Raw genomic sequence first — 15,730 nt, forward strand, 5'->3', positions numbered from 1 at the left:
TCGGTCGGCTCCGGTCGAGGTCAGGATCCGCTTCGGTCGAGGGCGTGATCCGCTCCCGTCCGGGAACGCAAGCGCCCCCCACGCACCTGCCAGAGCCGACCTACCCTTGCTGCCTTCCGGCCCTGGGGGAGTTCAGTCAGATAGCACCGCGTGAGGGGCTTCGCCCAGAGTACCCGATGCCGAACCCCCCGAAGCCCCGGCCCCCGAGCCTTCGCAGAACGGGCTTGGGGAGGCGGGTGGGGCGGGAGACGGGGACGGGTCGCGGCACGGGGCCGCCGGGGATGGGGATGGGGCTGGTGACGGGGCGGGCGGCGAAGAGGGAACGCGCGGCGGCGATGGGGGGCCGCTGTTGCGGGCGGGGCGAGGCGAGGGGCGGACGGGAGACGCGGCCGGCGATCGGGAGACGTCGGAGGGGGACAGGGTTCGGGGGAGAGAGGGATCGCATGGGCGGCGGGCGGCGGGCGACGGGCCGCGGGCGGCGGGCGAGGACGGCCGCCCGGGGTCGACGGAAGGCGCACGAGAGCTGCTGCCGGAGGCGATGGAAGGCGCGGGGAGGCACCCCTCACGGCCCCCACCAGGATCGAGTTCGCGAGCACCCTCTTCGGTCATGTAATGTTCGCGGCGGAGGATTCGCCTAGAGGCCTAGGGCGCACGCTTGGAAAGCGTGTTGGGGGCAACCCCTCACGAGTTCGAATCTCGTATCCTCCGCCACGGCTGACCAGCCGAAACGAAGGTCCCGACCGCACTGCGGTCGGGACCTTCGTCGTTCCCTGGTCTCAGTTTTGGTCTCAGTAGCTACCTGTGAAGCATCGACCAGGTACTCGCCGAAGGCTGTGCGGACTCCCCAACCAGTTGGATCAGCACGCGCTGCCTGATCACCATGGCCTCGCAAGCCTGCCGATCGAGCCCTGAATGTCGGCGCGCGGCCGTAGCATCGGAGCTCCGCGTCTCCCGCGCGGCGCCAATCCAGCCACCGGTGCCAGGAGCAAACTCTGTGCCTGAGATCTTTGACAACCTCGACGATCAACAGTTGGGGAAAGCCCTAAAGCAGTCGCTGGCCGGCTTCGCGACCGTCGATGTTGCGACTGGGTACTTTGACATGCGCGGCTGGGATTCGTTCAAAGACCTCGTCGAGGCCAAGCGCGAGGACGAGGGGGTCGGCGCGGCTGGGAATCCGGTTGTGCGCCTTCTCGTCGGCATGGTTGCCCCGAGCGACTCGGAGACCCTCCTCGAGTCGTTGCAGCGGGACGTGCAGTCACCCCCTGGCGACGATGAGCACTACCACGACATGGAGACGGCACACGCGCGCAAGGAGCAGCTGGTCAAGCACCTGCGCAACCAGCTGATGCGCGGGCTGGCGACCAAGCAGGGACGCGCCACCTTGGAGACCTTGCGCGGGCAGTTGGCCGACGGCCTCGTTCAGGTGAAGGTGTTCACCGAGAAGCCGCTGCACGGGAAGACGTATATCTTCCACAAGCCCGGCGACCACCACACCCCGCGGTTCGCCTATGTCGGCTCTTCTAACTTCACCGGCGCGGGGCTCTACAGCAACCTCGAACTGAACATCGAGGTGCCCGACAAGGACGCGACCCAGAAGCTCGCCACCTGGTTCACGGACCGGTGGGACGACCCGTTCTCGCTCACCATCACAGTCGAGATCATGGACCTGATCGCCGCGTCCTGGGCCGGCGACCAGCCGACCCCGTTCGAGGTATACCTCAAGGTCTGCCACGAGCTGTCGCAGGATGCCCGCGCCGGCATGGGGTACGTCCTGCCGCCGTCGATGAAGAACCTGCTGCTGCCCTACCAGGAGACGGCGGTCCGCACCCTCGCCCGCCGGATAGTCCGCCGGGGCGGCACGATGCTCGGTGACGTCGTCGGCATGGGTAAGACGCTGACGTCCGTGGCAACCGCGCTCATGCTGCAGGGGGCGGAGGACTACTCCACGCTCGTCCTGTGCCCGAAGAACCTCGAAGGCATGTGGACCAAGCATTTGGAGAAGTACGACGTCAACGGCCGCGTCGTGCCCTACTCCATGGCCGCCAAGCGGCTCCCTGAGCTGAAGCGGTTCAACCTGGTCATCTGTGATGAGTCGCACAACCTGCGCAACAACACGCGTATCGACTACGAGGCGATCCACCAGTACATCCGCGACAACAGCGCGAAGGTGCTACTGCTGACCGCGACACCGTTCAACCTGGCCTTCGCGGACGTCGCCAACCAGATAGGGCTCTACCTCGACGATGACGACGACCTGGGCATCGAGCCCACTGTCGCGCTCGGCAAGGAGCCCGGCCTGCGGGCCAAGGTCGACGGCAAGACAACCACGCTCACCGCGTTCCGCAGGTCGGCCGAGGCCGAGGACTGGAAGCGGCTCATGAGCGACCATCTCGTACGCAGGACCCGGTCGTTCGTAAAGCGGTCAGCGAAAACGGAGACGGTCACGGCGCCGGACGGGACCACGGTCGAGCGGGAGTACCTGGAGTTCGCCAACGGTCAGCGTTTCCATTTCCCGACGCGCGTGCCACGTCCGCTGGTGCACGACTTCGCCGAGGACGACGTGGCACGAGAGATGGAGAGCGACCAGACGCTCGACGCGGTGGCCTCGCTACAGCTGCCCCGCTACCGGCTGTCCTCGTATGACAACCCGAAAGCCCAGCACACCGAACAGGACCTGGCGGTGCTTGACGACATCCGCTCCGGTCGGGGCAACGTCGTCGGCTTCGTCCGTACCGGCCTCTTCAAGCGGCTGTCCTCGTCAGGCCACTCGTTCATCGTGTCACTCACCCGCCAGCGGGCCAGGAACGACCTGTTCCTGTACGCGATCGACGAGGGGCTCCCCCTGCCCATCGGTACGTTCACCGACGCACAGCTGCAGTTCACCGACCTCGACGCCGACTCCGAGACCGAGTCCGATGGCCCGCTGCTGCACGGCGACATGGCCGGCCGCTACGAGCAGCTGAAGCGCTCTCTCCCCAAGAACACCAAGTGGATCAACTCCACAGTGTTCACACCAGCGCTGCGGGCCGATCTCCGGCGGGATAACGACACGATCGAGGCGCTGCTCAACCGGTTCGGGACCTGGGACGTTTCCCGCGACTCCAAGATCAACCGGCTCGTGGACCTGCTACGTCACGACCACCCGGGCGAGAAGGTCCTGGTGTTCAGCGAGTACGTGGACACAGCCGCCTACGTGGCCAAGGCTCTGGAAGATGCCGGCATCGGAAGGGTCGGGCTCGTCAGCGGCAGCACCGCCGACCCGGCTGAGGTCGCCAAGCGGTTCTCCCCTGATTCCAATGCATTGCCCGACGACGAGAACGACCCCGCGGCCGCTCTCTCGCCCGACGACGAGCTGGACGTCCTGGTCGCCACGGACGTGCTCTCCGAGGGGCAGAACCTCCAGGACGCACACATCGTCGTCAACTACGACCTGCCCTGGGCGATCATCCGCATCATCCAGCGGGCGGGCCGCGTCGACCGCATCGGCCAGAAGTCCGACCACGTGTACGTGTACCTGATCACCCACGACAAGGTCGAGCAGCAGATCAATCTGCGTCTGCGGATCAAGCAGCGGCTCGCCGACAGCGCCCAGGCATTCGGCTCGGACGAACAGTTCTTCGGGTCTGACCGCGAGGTAGAGATCCTCGAAGACCTGTACAACGGAAAGCTTTCCGACACCGACGAGGATGAGGGTGAGGCTGACGCCGTCAGCGAGGCGTACCTGGTGTGGTCCCACGCCACCGAGAGACACCCCGACATCGTGCGGCGCGTGCTGGCCTCGCAGGACAACATCGGAAGCACCCGCTCCCCCCGGGTTGCCGAGAGCGGCGACCAGGTCGCTTGCTTCATCAACACCCAGTCCGGTGTCGAAGCGTTCGCGATCTCCGCCCCTGGCCCAGACGGAGTCATGAGGGAACGGCTGGTGACCCCGCTGGAGGCCCTCAGGGTGTTCGAGGCTGAACCAGATACCCCGACGCGTGAACCGCTGGGCGACTTCTTCGAGCGGGTCGAGCAGCTGGTGCACGGTCCGCTCACGACGGAGGCTGTGGCCGAAGGGAACCTCAAGGGCACTCGTAAGCGTGTGTGGGAGCGGCTGCACGGCAGCACGGGCACCCTGTTCACTGATCAGGCGCGCGAGGCACTCAACGCGCTGCACGAGCGGCCCTTGACCGAACACGCCAATGCCAGGCTTCGTATCGCTTTGCGCAACCGGTACAGCTACGACGACCTCATCGACGTGCTGAACCAGCTCCACGAGGACGACAGGCTGGTCATCAGGACCAACGAATCTGACCCCATTAAGATCGTCTGCTCGATCGGAGTGACCCCCGCATGAACGACCAGCTGATCGAGCGCGTCGAGTCGCACAGCTACCGCGACCTGTTCCTCAAGGACCTTCACTGGTCCGCCCCCACGCACAAGCAGCCCGTCGTCCTGCCCACCGATGAGGGCGAGACGATCACGGCCAACAACGTCTCCAGCTACAAGGGCGTCTCTGTTTGGGTGTGCGATCAACGGCCAGGGTCAGCCCTGGAATCCCAGCTTGACCAGCTGATCGCCAAGGAATCCGTCGACCGGCTCATCATCTTCTACGACGGGAATGAGCAGGTCTGGCGATGGCCGGTGCGTAGGTCGGCGGGTGGAAGCACAACCACACGCCTTTCGCGGCACCGGCACACCACTGGGCAGCAGAACCCAAACTTTGCCCACCGACTCGATTCGATCCGCATCGATTGGAACCAGCCGCCCGACGCCACCGGATTGATCGCCCAGGTCCGGCAAGCCTTCGACGTCGAAGCACAGAACGAGACCCGCCAAGCCTCCAAGCTTATGGCCCGCATGTACACGTCGCTCGAAGCGTGTGGGACCCCGGAACACGACATCTCCGTCAGCCTCGCACGGATCCTCTTCCTCATGTTCGGCGACGACACCGATATGTGGCAGGCCGGTCTCTTCCAACGCTTCATCGCCGCCCACACCCAGCCCGATGCCTCCGACCTGGCTGACCGCCTGAACGAACTGTTCACCTGGCTCGACACCCCTGACAAGGCCAGGAGCTCCACTCCGGATCACCTCCGTGGCTTCAAGTACGTCAACGGTGGAATTTTCAGCGAGACGATAAGCCTGCCGCCTTTGAACCCCGAGTTCCGGGGGACCGTTCTCGAGGCTTGCCAACGTGACTGGGCCACAGTCAGTCCCGCAATCTTCGGGTCGATGTTCCAGTCGGTCCGGGACGCGAAGACGAGGCGTGACCTTGGGGAGCACTACACCTCCGAGGAGAACATCCTCAAGACCCTCAACCCGCTCTTTCTCGATGAGCTACGTGCCGATTTTGCGGTAGCCAAAACCAAGACCAACGAAAAGTTGGCGCTCACCCGCCTCCGCAACCGTCTGGGAGACATCAGGTTCCTCGACCCTGCTTGCGGCTGCGGCAACTTTGTCATCATCGCCTACCGCGAGCTGCGGGAACTTGAATTGCAGATCATGGAGCGGCTGCAGGAAATCACCGGCGAGGACCCGCTGCTACTGGCCAACGTCGGCCTGAAGGTCAACCTTGATAATTTCTTCGGCATCGAGATTGACGAATGGCCGGCGAAGATCGCCGAAACAGCAATGTTCCTAACGGACCGCCAAGCTGACCTCAAACTTATCGAACGCCTCGGTTGGGCTCCAGACAGACTCCCCATTCAGCGACAGGCCACTATCGTCTCGGGCGTGAGCGCACTCCAGATCGACTGGAGATCCATCGTCCCCCCGAGCGAAAAGGTTGTTGTAGCCGGCAATCCGCCATTCCTCGGCATCTCTCTGCGTTCCGACGCCCAGACCAAGGAACTTCAAAATGTCTGGGGTGGCCGGTACCACGGCACGCTGGACTATGTCACAGGATGGCATGCGAAGTGCCTCGAATACTTCCGAGAGATCGAAGGGAACTGGGCCTTCGTCACCACTAACTCTATTACCCAAGGCGAGGCCGCTGCACCTCTGTTCCAACCCATCTTGGACGAGGGCTGGAAGATCAAGTTCGCCCATCGGTCATTTCGCTGGACGTCCGAAGCTGCAGGTCAGGCAGCCGTACACTGCGTGATTATCGGCTTTACCCGAGAAAAGGGTAAGAGGAAGCTTTTCTACTACCCAACCCCTACCTCGCAGCCCATCGAAGAGGGTGACATCGCCAACATCTCCCCTTACCTGGTCGACGGTCCAAACGTACTTGTACTGCCTAGCAGCAAGCCAATAAGCCCTCAAATGGGTGAGGTGATTTACGGAAACAAGCCGACTGATGGTGGCGGACTGGTCGTCGAGCCCGAAGATGCCGAATGGGTGCGGTCTGATCCGATCGCCAGACGCTACCTAAAGCGCTACATCGGCGCGCATGAGCTTTTGCATGGAGACGAAAGATACTGTCTCTGGCTTCCCGGCATGGACCCGGCAGAAGCAGCAGACTCGCCAGTACTCGGTATGCGACTTGACGCTGTCAGAGAATTTAGATCGAAAAGCAAAGCGGCATCGACACGCGCCGCGGCAGCGACGCCTCACCTTTTTCGTCAGATCTCCCAACCCTCCACGGCCTACCTGTGCATCCCAGCGCACGTATCCGAGAGTAGGCCATATTTCCTTGCCGCACGATTCCCGTCGGAAGTGATCACGAGCAATGCTAATTTTCTAGCATCCGATGAAAGTGGCTTCATATTCGCCATCATTTCTTCGTCGATGTTCATGGCATGGCAGCGGGCCGTCGGCGGTCGCATCAAATCCGACCTTCGATTCAACAAGTTGCTTACATGGAACACCTTCCCGCTGCCGAAAATTGGCAGCTCCGCGAGAGAGTCCATCATCGAGGCAGGCGTCCGGGTATTTCGCGAACGCGAATCACGTCCCGATCTCTCCCTGGCAGATCAGTACGAAGCTGCATCCATCTCGGAGGGTCTGCTCGAGGCGCATCGCGTACTCGACGAAGAGGTTGACCGGACTTTCGGACTGGACACCGAGAATGGAACAGAGATCGACCGCCAGCGGATCCTGTTCGCCAGATATGCGAAGATGACCACTTCACCGGACCGGGCAGGGAAAAGGTAGCCGCTGAACTGGCGAGTGGTGCCCCACTTCGGTTCAGGCTGTTGAACCGCCTGAACCGAAGTGGGTCACCACTCATCGGTGTCGCCGTATTTCCCTGGATGTCGCGCGCGATCCACAGCCTGTGCACACGCCTCAGCGAAAGCAGCCTCCACGGCCGCCTTGTCCGTGCCTCGCACCTGGGCCTCGACCTCCTGGCCCGAGCCGGGCCGCCGGGCCGTGCGCCAGGCCGAGGTGCGATCGGTGTAGCGGTCGGTCTCGAAGTCCCAGGCCGACACCGACCACTGCTCCAGGAGGCCGTTCGCCGCGCGTTCTCCGCCGGGGAGGAACAGGGCTCGGGCGTGGAAGACCACGGCTCGCTCCGGCATGTGGTCGCGAATGGCGCTCGTGCCGCCGGGACCCTGGTGTTCCCAGCGCCAGCGATCCCATTCCTCGACCTCGGCGGTGTGGTCGGGCCAGTCCTCGCTCCACCGTGCGACGACCTCGTCGGCGTCCTCGCGGTTGAGGAACGGCACGCGCCGCTCGCCGAGGCGTGCGACGTGGACCATCAGCTCGGCGGGGACGGGACTCTGACCAGCCTCCGGCGCAGCGCCTTCCGCCGTCTGGTCCGTGCCCCACAGGAGGCCGCCGACCTTGGCGGCGGTGTCCTTGAGGACGCGGCTGGTCAGGTGCTGGTAGCGGCGGCGCATGCGGGCGGACTTGCCGGGCTCCCAGCCCATGATGGCGTCGACGACCGCGTCGGAGACGCCGAGGATGAGCAGGACCGTGGCCGCGGTGTGGCGGGCGTCGTGGAGGCGGGCGTCTCGGACGCCGGCGGCCTTCAGGAGCTCCTTCCACTTGTGGTAGTCGGTGTTCGGGTTCAGGGGCTCGCCGGTGGGCGAGGTGAAGACGTACCCCTTCTCCGTCCACAGGTCACGGGCCCGGGCTCGCTCGCGCCCCTGCACTTCGCGGTGCTGGCGCAGGAGCTGGAGGAGCTCGTCGGGGACGCCGATGGGGCGCTGGCCGGCGCGGGACTTGGCGTTCTTCGTCTCGCGGCGGGTGTTGATCTTCTGGGGGCAGAAGCCGGGCTTGCGTCCGCAGCGGTCGCCACAGCCGTGCTTGTAGCGGGGCCGCAGCCGGCCGCGCCGTACGCGGATGACGCCGAGCTCGAAGTCGACGTCGTCCCACTGCATGCCGAGGACCTCGCCCTGGCGCAGGCCGAGGGCGAGCGCGATGACCCAACGGGCGGTGTTGCGGTGCTTGGCGGCCTCGGCAAGGAGCCGCTGCACCTCCTCGACCGTGTACGGCTCGACCTCCTCCTCTTCGACCTTGGGGGCCTTGGCGATGGAGGCCGGGTTCGCCGTGAGGTGCTTGCGGCGCACGGCCTCGTTCAGCGCCGTGCGGATCGTGCGATGAGCCTGGTGGGCGGTGCCGGCGGCGCTGCCGTTGTCCTGCATCTTCTTGTAGAAGCGCTCCAGGTGCTCGGGTTCGAGCTTCTCCAGGCGGTGGGCGCCCAGGCCGGGGATGAGGTGGTGGTTCACCGCGACGCGGTAGCCGTCGATGGTGTTCTCCGAGACGTGCGCGGCGGCGATGGTCTCGACCCAGTGGGTGAGCCAGGTCTTCACGGTCCAGGACTGGCCGGCCTTGCGGACGGCGCCCTTGTCGCGCTGGCGCTCCAGCTCGCGGACGACCTTGGTGACCTCGGGCCGGGTCTTGCGGCTGACATGGCGCCGGTCCGGGGTGCCGTCGTCCTTGACGCCGACGGTGACGCGGCCGTGCCAACGACAGTCCGTGCCGAGGTAGATGGACGAGGCACCGTTGGGCTGGCGGGACTTCGGTGCGGAGGATGGAGTCACGCGGCGGCCCCGAAGTCGGACGCCGACAGTCGGTGGGCCAGGAAGTCGTTCACCGCCTCCGCTGGGATGCGGCGCAAGCTGCCGATCTTGACTGAGGCGATCTCGCCAGAGGAGACGTACTCGTACAGCTTGGTGCGGCCGATGCCGATCCGGCGGGCTGCCTCGGTGACGGTGAGGGCGACCAGGGTCGTGTCGCCGGCGGATCGCCGCTCGACCATCAAGGTGCGCAGGGCGTCTTCGGGGACGTCCAGGAGCTGGGCTATCTGGGAAATGGGCAGCGCGGGCTGCGGCATGGGGTACTCCTCCCGCCGGCATCGCGGCGTCGAGGGAGCGGCAACTCCCGTCGGCATGGCCGGTGGCGTCGTTCAGGGATGGATGGGTCGGTGGTTGATCGTCGGCGACGGAGGTCGCCGCACATAGGGGTTCTCGGCGTTCGTAGCGCCGTGAGGAGGCAGTGGCCGACTATTCGCCGGTGGGTGGCTGCCCCTGGTTTCGCAGGTGCGCCTGCGATGGGTGCATGCTCCTCTGCAGGGCCCGCTCTTCGAGCCGGAGGAGTTCGTCGACCTGTCCTCTCTGCTCGGGGCCCTTGTCCCCGTATGCGTTGAGTTCCATGTCGATCTCGTGCAGGTGCATCTGGTTCCGGTCGATCGCCGCTCGCAGTTGGTGGTACTCCCGCGTCATCTGGACGTACTCACGGACAAGCTCACGAATGCGGGGCGTGGCCAGCTCTCCTGGCGGCCCCGTCAGGTCCTGCATGGTGATGTCGAAGACCTTGCAGAAGCCGAGCGCCTCGTCGAGGTTGACCCTGCGACGGGGTTTGCCGCTCTCGATACGCCAGATCGCCGACTGGTTGATCGGATGGCCGACGGCGGCCATCTCCTCGGCGAGCTTCACCGTGCTCCAACCGCGGACCTCGCGCTCCAGCTTGATGCGTGCGGCGACGTGCTCCTCCGGCATCGGACGACTGGGGCCGGCGCGCTCCGCACCTTCCTCACCGCTCACTCGCACCTCCCTTCACGCGACAACGGGTCCACTGGGGCCAGCATCCACAACTAAACATCGTTGCGGAGTGAAATGCAAGGCGTTGCGCTACCGAAAATCTCGGCTATGGTCGTAGTCCGCCGTACAGCGGCGGACGGATCCGCACACGCAAGCGGCCCCGGTGCTACGAACACCGGGGCCGAAGTAGAGGCTCCACCGCACAACCATCCATCCCTGAACGATCGAAACCGGAGGCCGGGGTTGCCGCCCCGTAATGGCCTGCCGGATGAGGAGCTCCGTGACCCAGGGTACGACCCTGCCATCCCAGACGCCATCCCGCTTCGACGAAGGTCCCACCCCGACGGAACCTCCGTTCAACCTGGACGCCGAGCGCGCGGTCCTTGGCGCCTGCATGCACAAAGCCGACGTCATCGACGCGGTCCGGCCCGTCCTCGGCGACGACGCCTTCTACCGGCCCGCCCACGAGACCATCTGGCGCGCGCTCCTCACCCAGCACCGCGAGGACAAGCCGACCGACCCGATCGTCCTCACCGAACTGCTCCAGCAGCAAGGCGATCTGCAACGGGTCGGCGGTCCCACCTACGTGTTCCAGCTCGCCGACGCGCCCTACGGCACCGGCAGCGCCGAGCACCACGCGGAGATCGTCCGCGCGAAGGCCGACCTACGCCGCCTGATGACCTCCGCCGTACGGACCCTCCAGCGGGCCCAGGAACCCGGCGCTGATCCCGAGGCGATCCGCAGCGAGGTCGAAGCGGAAGTACGCGCCGAACGCGAGCGCGCACTCGCCTCGGGACAGGGACGGCTGTCCCGCTTCGCCACCAACGGATGGTCGTTCGTCAAAGAGAGCGGCGCGGACACCGAGCCCCTGTGGGGCACCCGTGAGAAGACCGTCTGGGCTTCCGGCGAGAGCCTGATGATCGTCGGTGCTCCGGGCGTCGGCAAGACGACCCTGGCCCATCAGGTGATCTTCGCCCGCATCGGCCTGCAGGAGACCGTCCTGGAGATGCCCGTCGCCCCCAGCAGGCGCGTGCTCTACCTGGCAATGGACCGGCCGAAGCAGATCGCCAAGGCCATGGCCCGCCGCGTCTTCCCCACCGACGAGAAGATCCTGCGCGAGCGGCTCGTGGTCTGGGAGGGCCCGCTGCCCGCCACACTCGACAAGGAGCCCGACCTCCTCGCTGACCTCGCCGCCGCCCACCAGGCCGACACCATCGTGATCGACAGCCTCAAGGACGCGGTCAGCACGATGGTCGACGACAGCCTCGCGGTCGCCTTCCACAACGCCCGCATGCGCGCCATTCGCAACGGTGTGGAGATCATGGAGCTGCACCACCAGCGCAAGGCCACCGCCGACGCACCGCGCGGCCAGCGCCCCAGCCTCGACCAGGTCTACGGCTCCACCTGGTTCACCTCCGGCGCGGGCAGCGTCCTGTTCGTCACCGGCCGGGCAGGCGACCCTGCGGTCACCCTGCACCACCTCAAAACCTCCACCGGTGAAGTCGGCCCCTTGGACGTCACCCACGACCACGTGCGCGGCACCACCACCGTCGACCCCACCAAGGATCCCGCTGTCCTGCTGCGCAACGCCCCTAACGGGCTGACCGCACGCGACCTGGCGATCATCCTCATCGGCGGAGGCGACCCCGAACGTGCCGACATCGAGAAGGCGCGACGCCACCTCAGCCGCCTTGTCGAAAGCGGCCTGGCCACCAAAGCCGACGGCATCGCCGGAGGGGCCGGAGGCGGCCAGCAGGCCCGCTACTACGCCTCCGCCCGCCACCTCACCGCCGTCGGCTGAACCCCTCACCGACCCCTGAAAGCGTTCACGCGACCGTACACGCGGCCCTCGCGCCCGCAGACCGCCGTGAACCGCTCACAGCGCACACGCTCATCGCAAGACCGCAGGTAGAGCGATCACGCGAGCGTCCACGGCGTACACGCACCCAAGCGATCACGCGCGGGGCCCCCTTTAGAAGGGGGCCCGCGTGTACGCCCCCCTCCGTGAACGCCGTGATCGCCTCCTCACTCGCCCCGGAGTAGCCCCGTACATGCCCCCTGCCATAACCGACATGCTCGCCACCGCTTCGCTCCCGTTCACTGACGGTCCGCTCCTACCCGTGGCCGTCTTGGCCGTCGCCGCCGGCGCACTGCTCGCGGGCTGGAAGGCGCGACGTAGCCAACACCGCACCCGCGATCGGAAGCGGCGTCTCTCGGCCGCAGTCGCCACTGCGACAGTGGCGGCGCTCGTGTGCACCGCGTACAGCGCGGACACCAGCTGGCGGTTCGCCGCCCACTACCTCGACATGCGCAACACCGCCGAGCGCGCCGCGATGTTCGCCGCCGCCGAGCTCGCCCTGTTCTCCATGGCCCTGATGGCCCGCCAGAACCTGCACGGGCCGCGGCAGGCGGCCGGCCTGCCCGGAGTCCTGGTCTGGGTGATCACCGCCATGCAGACCATCCCCGCCTATGCCGAGTCCGGCCCGGTCGGCGGCACCGTGCGTGCCTTCACCGGCCCGGTGATGGCCGCCGTGCTGTGGCACCTGGCCATGGGCATCGAGCTACGCCAGCGGACCCCCGACGCCGCCTCCCGCGGGCTCGCCGCCGTCCTCACACGGCAGGCCCGCGAGCGGCTGCTCGCCCGCCTGGGGATCGTCCAGCAGGACCAGGGCGCCGCCGAGATCATCCGAGACCGGGCCATGCACCGGGCCGTCGCCCTGGCCGCCCGCCTCGCCGAGATGAAGCCCGAGCAGCGCACCGGACGGGCGGGCCGACACACCATTGGCCGCCTGTCCAAGGCCCTCGCCCGCTCCGGCATCGACGCCGACCCGCTCCGCAACGAGCAGCTGCTGCGCCAGCTCGCCACCCGCCGCCAAGCAGCCGCCTTGGCCACCATCGGCCTGCCCGAGCGCTGGGCCCCGCCCGCCGGGCAGCCCGTCAGCCCGCCCGCAGCACAGCCCGACCACTCCCGGGCAGACGCCGACGAGCGGGCGGGCGGCGACGGGCGGGCAGAAGACCGCGCCCGCCCGCACCCATCAGATCCGGGCGAGGAACCCCGCCCGGGCGCCCGCCCGCGATCTGCCCGCCCGGATCCCACCGCCAGCTTCGGCCCGAAAACAACAGCCCGCCCGAATCGGGCGGCCCGCCCGCAAAAGGCCGTTCCGCCATCCACGGGCAGCGGCTCACACACCCCACCGGTCAAGCGCCCCGCGCCGAAGCCGAAGCGGTTCGGTCGCAAGTCCAGCGCCTCTGACGAAGTCATCCTCCAGTTCGCCCGCCGCATGTACGAGGAGACCGGCAGCGTCGGACGTGACCGAGTGGAGGACGCCGTGCGCGACGCCGGCTACAGCGTCGCCAGCAACGACGCAGGCCGAGTCGTCCGCGCATTCAAGTCCCAACTCGGGGCCACGCGCACAGATGCCTGATCCCCGAAACCGCAACTCACCGCAGCGATGACCTGACACGGAGATCCAGTGCACGACCCCCACCACGAACCCGCCACTCCCCAGCACCAGCCGATCACCACCCCAGCACCAGGCGGAGCAAGTTGTCCCGGGAGCAATGCTCCCGGAGTTCCCGCCCCAGGGGTGGCGGGACCGGTCCTGCGCCAGGGGGCGCCGGACCAGCAGGCTGCGACCGAGGGCGGACCGCAGCCAGGAGGAGGGCGGCAGACCGAGTCCCTTTCGCGGCGGCGTCAACGTGCCCGCCAGCCGAAGCCCCGCAAGCGCCTGCACCAGCCCAGCTGCCGCATGAACGACGCCGAATACAAGCGCTTCACCGACGCAGCCGCCCAGTGCCAGATGACCAATGCTGCCTTCCTCGCCTACGCCGTCGACAAAGCCGCCCGCGACCTGACCCGCACCGCCGCCGAGATCGCCACCGAACGGGAAGTCATCAGCGAGGTGTTCGCCGCCCGCCGGCACCTGGGTCGCATCCACGGCCTGTTCAACCAGGTTGCCAAGGCCCTCAACTCCGTTGCCGATGCACCCCACCTCGACGCCACCGCCCAGGCCGTCCTGCGCGCGGCCCGTCGCATGGAGGAGGCCGCCGATGCCCTGCTCGCCCACCGGGACGGCGGTGCCGCTGCGTGATCCCCCGCATTCACAAGCGCGGCGGCGCGACGATCGGTCTGATCCGCTACCTGTACGGCCCCGGCTCCCACGAGGAGCACATCGACCCGCACCTGGTCGCCGCCTTCGACCCGCTCACCCCCGACCCCGGCCGCGACCCGCAGGCCACCTACGCGCAGCTGCAGCGGCTGCTCGACCAGCCCGTCGACGCCCTGCCCGCCGACCGGCGCCCCGAGAAGCACGTGTGGCACCTGTCCGTACGTGCCAGCCCCGAAGACCCCATCCTGTCCGACGACGACTGGGCCGCCATCGCCCGCCGCATGGTCGCCACCACCGGCATCGCCCCCGACGGCGACGACTCCGCCTGCCGGTGGGCGGCCGTCCGGCACGCCGACGACCACATCCACATCATCGCCACCCTGGTCCGCGACGACGGCCGGCGGCCCCGCCTGCACAACGAGGCCCGCCGCGCCCAGGCCGAGGCCCGCGCCATCGAGGCTGACTACGGCCTGCGCCGGGTCACACCGGGCGATGGCACCGCCGCCAAGCGCCCCACCAGCGCCGAACGCCACAAAGCCGAACGCCGGGGACAGCAGCGCACCCCGCGTGAGGAACTGCGCGAGGCGGTCCGCCGCTCGGTGGCCGGCACGGTGAGCGAGGAGGAGTTCTTCGACCGCCTCGCCTCGGCCGGTCTGCTCATCCGGCGCCGCGTCGCACCGTCGGGCGACAACCTCGGCTACACCGTCGCCCTACCCGGCGACCGCAACGCCAAGGGCGAGCCCGTCTTCTACTCCGGCTCCAAGCTCGCCCCAGACCTCTCCCTGCCCCGTATCCGCGAACGCTGGACCCAGAACCCGGACAACGCCACCCAGCAGCCGACCCAGCCGTCGGTGACCGGGCCCGCCTCCGCACGCCGGCGCGCCACCACCGCCGCCTGGCAGGCACTGCTCGTCATCGACCACAGCGACGACGACGTCATCGCCGCGCAGATCGCCGCCACCGGCGAAGTCCTCGACGCCCTCGCCCAGACTTCCGCCGCCCACACCCGCAACGAACTCCAGGCAGCAGTCACCTCGTTCGAACGCGCTTCCCGCTCCCACATCCGCGCCGCACGCGGCCACGACAGCGTCCTGCGCCGAGCCGCCCGCGACCTCGTCCGCAGCGGCCCGGCCCTCGGCCGAGGCGAGGACGGCGCTACCACGGCCATGGCGCTCGACATGCTGTTCTTCCTGATCACCGCCGCCGCACACTGGCACGCCAAGAAGCAGCACGCCCAGCAGGCCGAAGCCGCCCACCGGGCCGCCGAACACCTGCGTGCCGCCTACCAGGCCGCCGCCACCCAGCCCTTGGCACTGCTCCACCAGCGGGGCACTCGCCTGGCCCCATCCTGGCAACGCCACCACGCCACCGCCGTACGCCAGACCCTGCCCGAACTGGCCGACCGAATCCTCGCCGAACCCGGCTGGCCCGCCCTCGCAGCCACCCTCGCCGAGACGCAGAGCGCCGGCCACAACCCCACCACCCTGCTCACACAGGCTGCCGCCCAACGGGAACTGGACACGGCGGAACGCATGAGCGACGTACTTGTGTGGCGGCTACGCCGGATGGCCAACCTCCCTGCGGATCCCCAGAACGCCCAGGGCCAGCGCGCCACCGGCAAGCACGCGGTCGCCTCGCCGGGACGGACCGCGCAAACCGGGACCAGGCCCGCGAATGCTTCCCCACGACGACGCTGAACCGCGAAAACCGAGC

The 15,730-nt window shown here is 67.6% G+C and carries 9 protein-coding genes, 1 tRNA gene and 1 other RNA gene; 7 read left to right on the plus strand and 4 right to left on the minus strand.

Features of this window, described 5'->3' with window-relative positions; translation table 11 throughout:
- Positions 1-64: 64 nt before the first annotated feature.
- An RNA gene (gene ffs, locus ACY0MR_RS17685) (signal recognition particle sRNA small type) lies at positions 65-163 on the minus strand.
- A 460-nt stretch (positions 164-623) separates the two neighbouring features.
- Between ffs and ACY0MR_RS17690 the strand changes: the two genes are divergently transcribed.
- The 3 genes from ACY0MR_RS17690 to ACY0MR_RS17700 all read left to right on the plus strand — a co-directional run bounded on the left by ACY0MR_RS17690 (position 624) and on the right by ACY0MR_RS17700 (position 7,077).
- Positions 624-711: transfer RNA gene (locus ACY0MR_RS17690), tRNA-Ser, on the plus strand.
- Positions 712-994: 283 nt separating this feature from the next.
- Complete coding sequence (locus ACY0MR_RS17695; RefSeq protein ID WP_473561543.1) at positions 995-4,336, plus strand: helicase-related protein; 3,342 nt, start codon at positions 995-997, stop codon at positions 4,334-4,336.
- Complete coding sequence (locus tag ACY0MR_RS17700; RefSeq protein ID WP_473561545.1) at positions 4,333-7,077, plus strand: class I SAM-dependent DNA methyltransferase; 2,745 nt, start codon at positions 4,333-4,335, stop codon at positions 7,075-7,077. The genes ACY0MR_RS17695 and ACY0MR_RS17700 overlap by 4 nt, the downstream gene beginning before the upstream one ends.
- Before the next feature lie 65 nt (positions 7,078-7,142).
- On the opposite strand, the gene ACY0MR_RS17705 is transcribed toward ACY0MR_RS17700, so the two are convergent.
- From ACY0MR_RS17705 to ACY0MR_RS17715, 3 genes are all read right to left on the minus strand, one after another.
- The gene (locus tag ACY0MR_RS17705; RefSeq protein WP_473561547.1) at positions 7,143-8,909 is read right to left on the minus strand and encodes a tyrosine-type recombinase/integrase; all 1,767 of its coding nucleotides are present in this window, start codon (positions 8,907-8,909) and stop codon (positions 7,143-7,145) included.
- Positions 8,906-9,202 carry a helix-turn-helix domain-containing protein gene (locus ACY0MR_RS17710; protein ID WP_473561549.1) on the minus strand — a complete coding sequence of 99 codons (297 nt, stop codon included), beginning with the start codon at positions 9,200-9,202 and terminating at the stop codon, positions 8,906-8,908. Before ACY0MR_RS17710 ends, ACY0MR_RS17705 begins: the two co-directional genes overlap by 4 nt.
- Positions 9,203-9,371: 169 nt before the next feature.
- The gene (locus ACY0MR_RS17715; RefSeq protein WP_473561829.1) at positions 9,372-9,866 is read right to left on the minus strand and encodes a helix-turn-helix transcriptional regulator; all 495 of its coding nucleotides are present in this window, start codon (positions 9,864-9,866) and stop codon (positions 9,372-9,374) included.
- Between the two features lie 322 nt (positions 9,867-10,188).
- Between ACY0MR_RS17715 and ACY0MR_RS17720 the strand changes: the two genes are divergently transcribed.
- From ACY0MR_RS17720 to ACY0MR_RS17735, 4 genes are all read left to right on the plus strand, one after another.
- Entirely contained in the window at positions 10,189-11,709 is a 1,521-nt protein-coding gene (locus ACY0MR_RS17720) for a DnaB-like helicase N-terminal domain-containing protein (RefSeq protein ID WP_473561551.1), read from the plus strand.
- Positions 11,710-11,959: 250 nt separating this feature from the next.
- Positions 11,960-13,333, plus strand: a complete 1,374-nt coding sequence (locus ACY0MR_RS17725) for a hypothetical protein (RefSeq protein WP_473561553.1) — start codon at positions 11,960-11,962, stop codon at positions 13,331-13,333.
- Positions 13,334-13,657: 324 nt separating this feature from the next.
- Positions 13,658-13,999 carry a plasmid mobilization relaxosome protein MobC gene (locus tag ACY0MR_RS17730; RefSeq protein ID WP_473561555.1) on the plus strand — a complete coding sequence of 114 codons (342 nt, stop codon included), beginning with the start codon at positions 13,658-13,660 and terminating at the stop codon, positions 13,997-13,999.
- A complete protein-coding gene (locus tag ACY0MR_RS17735) occupies positions 13,996-15,714 on the plus strand; it encodes a relaxase/mobilization nuclease domain-containing protein (RefSeq protein WP_473561557.1) in 1,719 nt (572 codons plus the stop codon). The genes ACY0MR_RS17730 and ACY0MR_RS17735 overlap by 4 nt, the downstream gene beginning before the upstream one ends.
- The last annotated feature ends 16 nt before the right edge of the window (positions 15,715-15,730 follow it).

This window comes from Streptomyces sp. JN8 (assembly GCF_055808075.1).

What these genes read in the sequence shown, in the direction of transcription:
- ACY0MR_RS17700 (WP_473561545.1), top strand. Translation starts at nt 4,333, where the DNA reads ATGAACGACCAGCTGATCGAGCGCGTCGAGTCGCACAGCTACCGCGAC.
- ACY0MR_RS17710 (WP_473561549.1), bottom strand. Translation starts at nt 9,202, where the DNA reads ATGCCGCAGCCCGCGCTGCCCATTTCCCAGATAGCCCAGCTCCTGGAC.
- ACY0MR_RS17715 (WP_473561829.1), bottom strand. Translation starts at nt 9,866, where the DNA reads ATGCCGGAGGAGCACGTCGCCGCACGCATCAAGCTGGAGCGCGAGGTC.
- ACY0MR_RS17725 (WP_473561553.1), top strand. Translation starts at nt 11,960, where the DNA reads ATGCCCCCTGCCATAACCGACATGCTCGCCACCGCTTCGCTCCCGTTC.
- ACY0MR_RS17730 (WP_473561555.1), top strand. Translation starts at nt 13,658, where the DNA reads ATGAACGACGCCGAATACAAGCGCTTCACCGACGCAGCCGCCCAGTGC.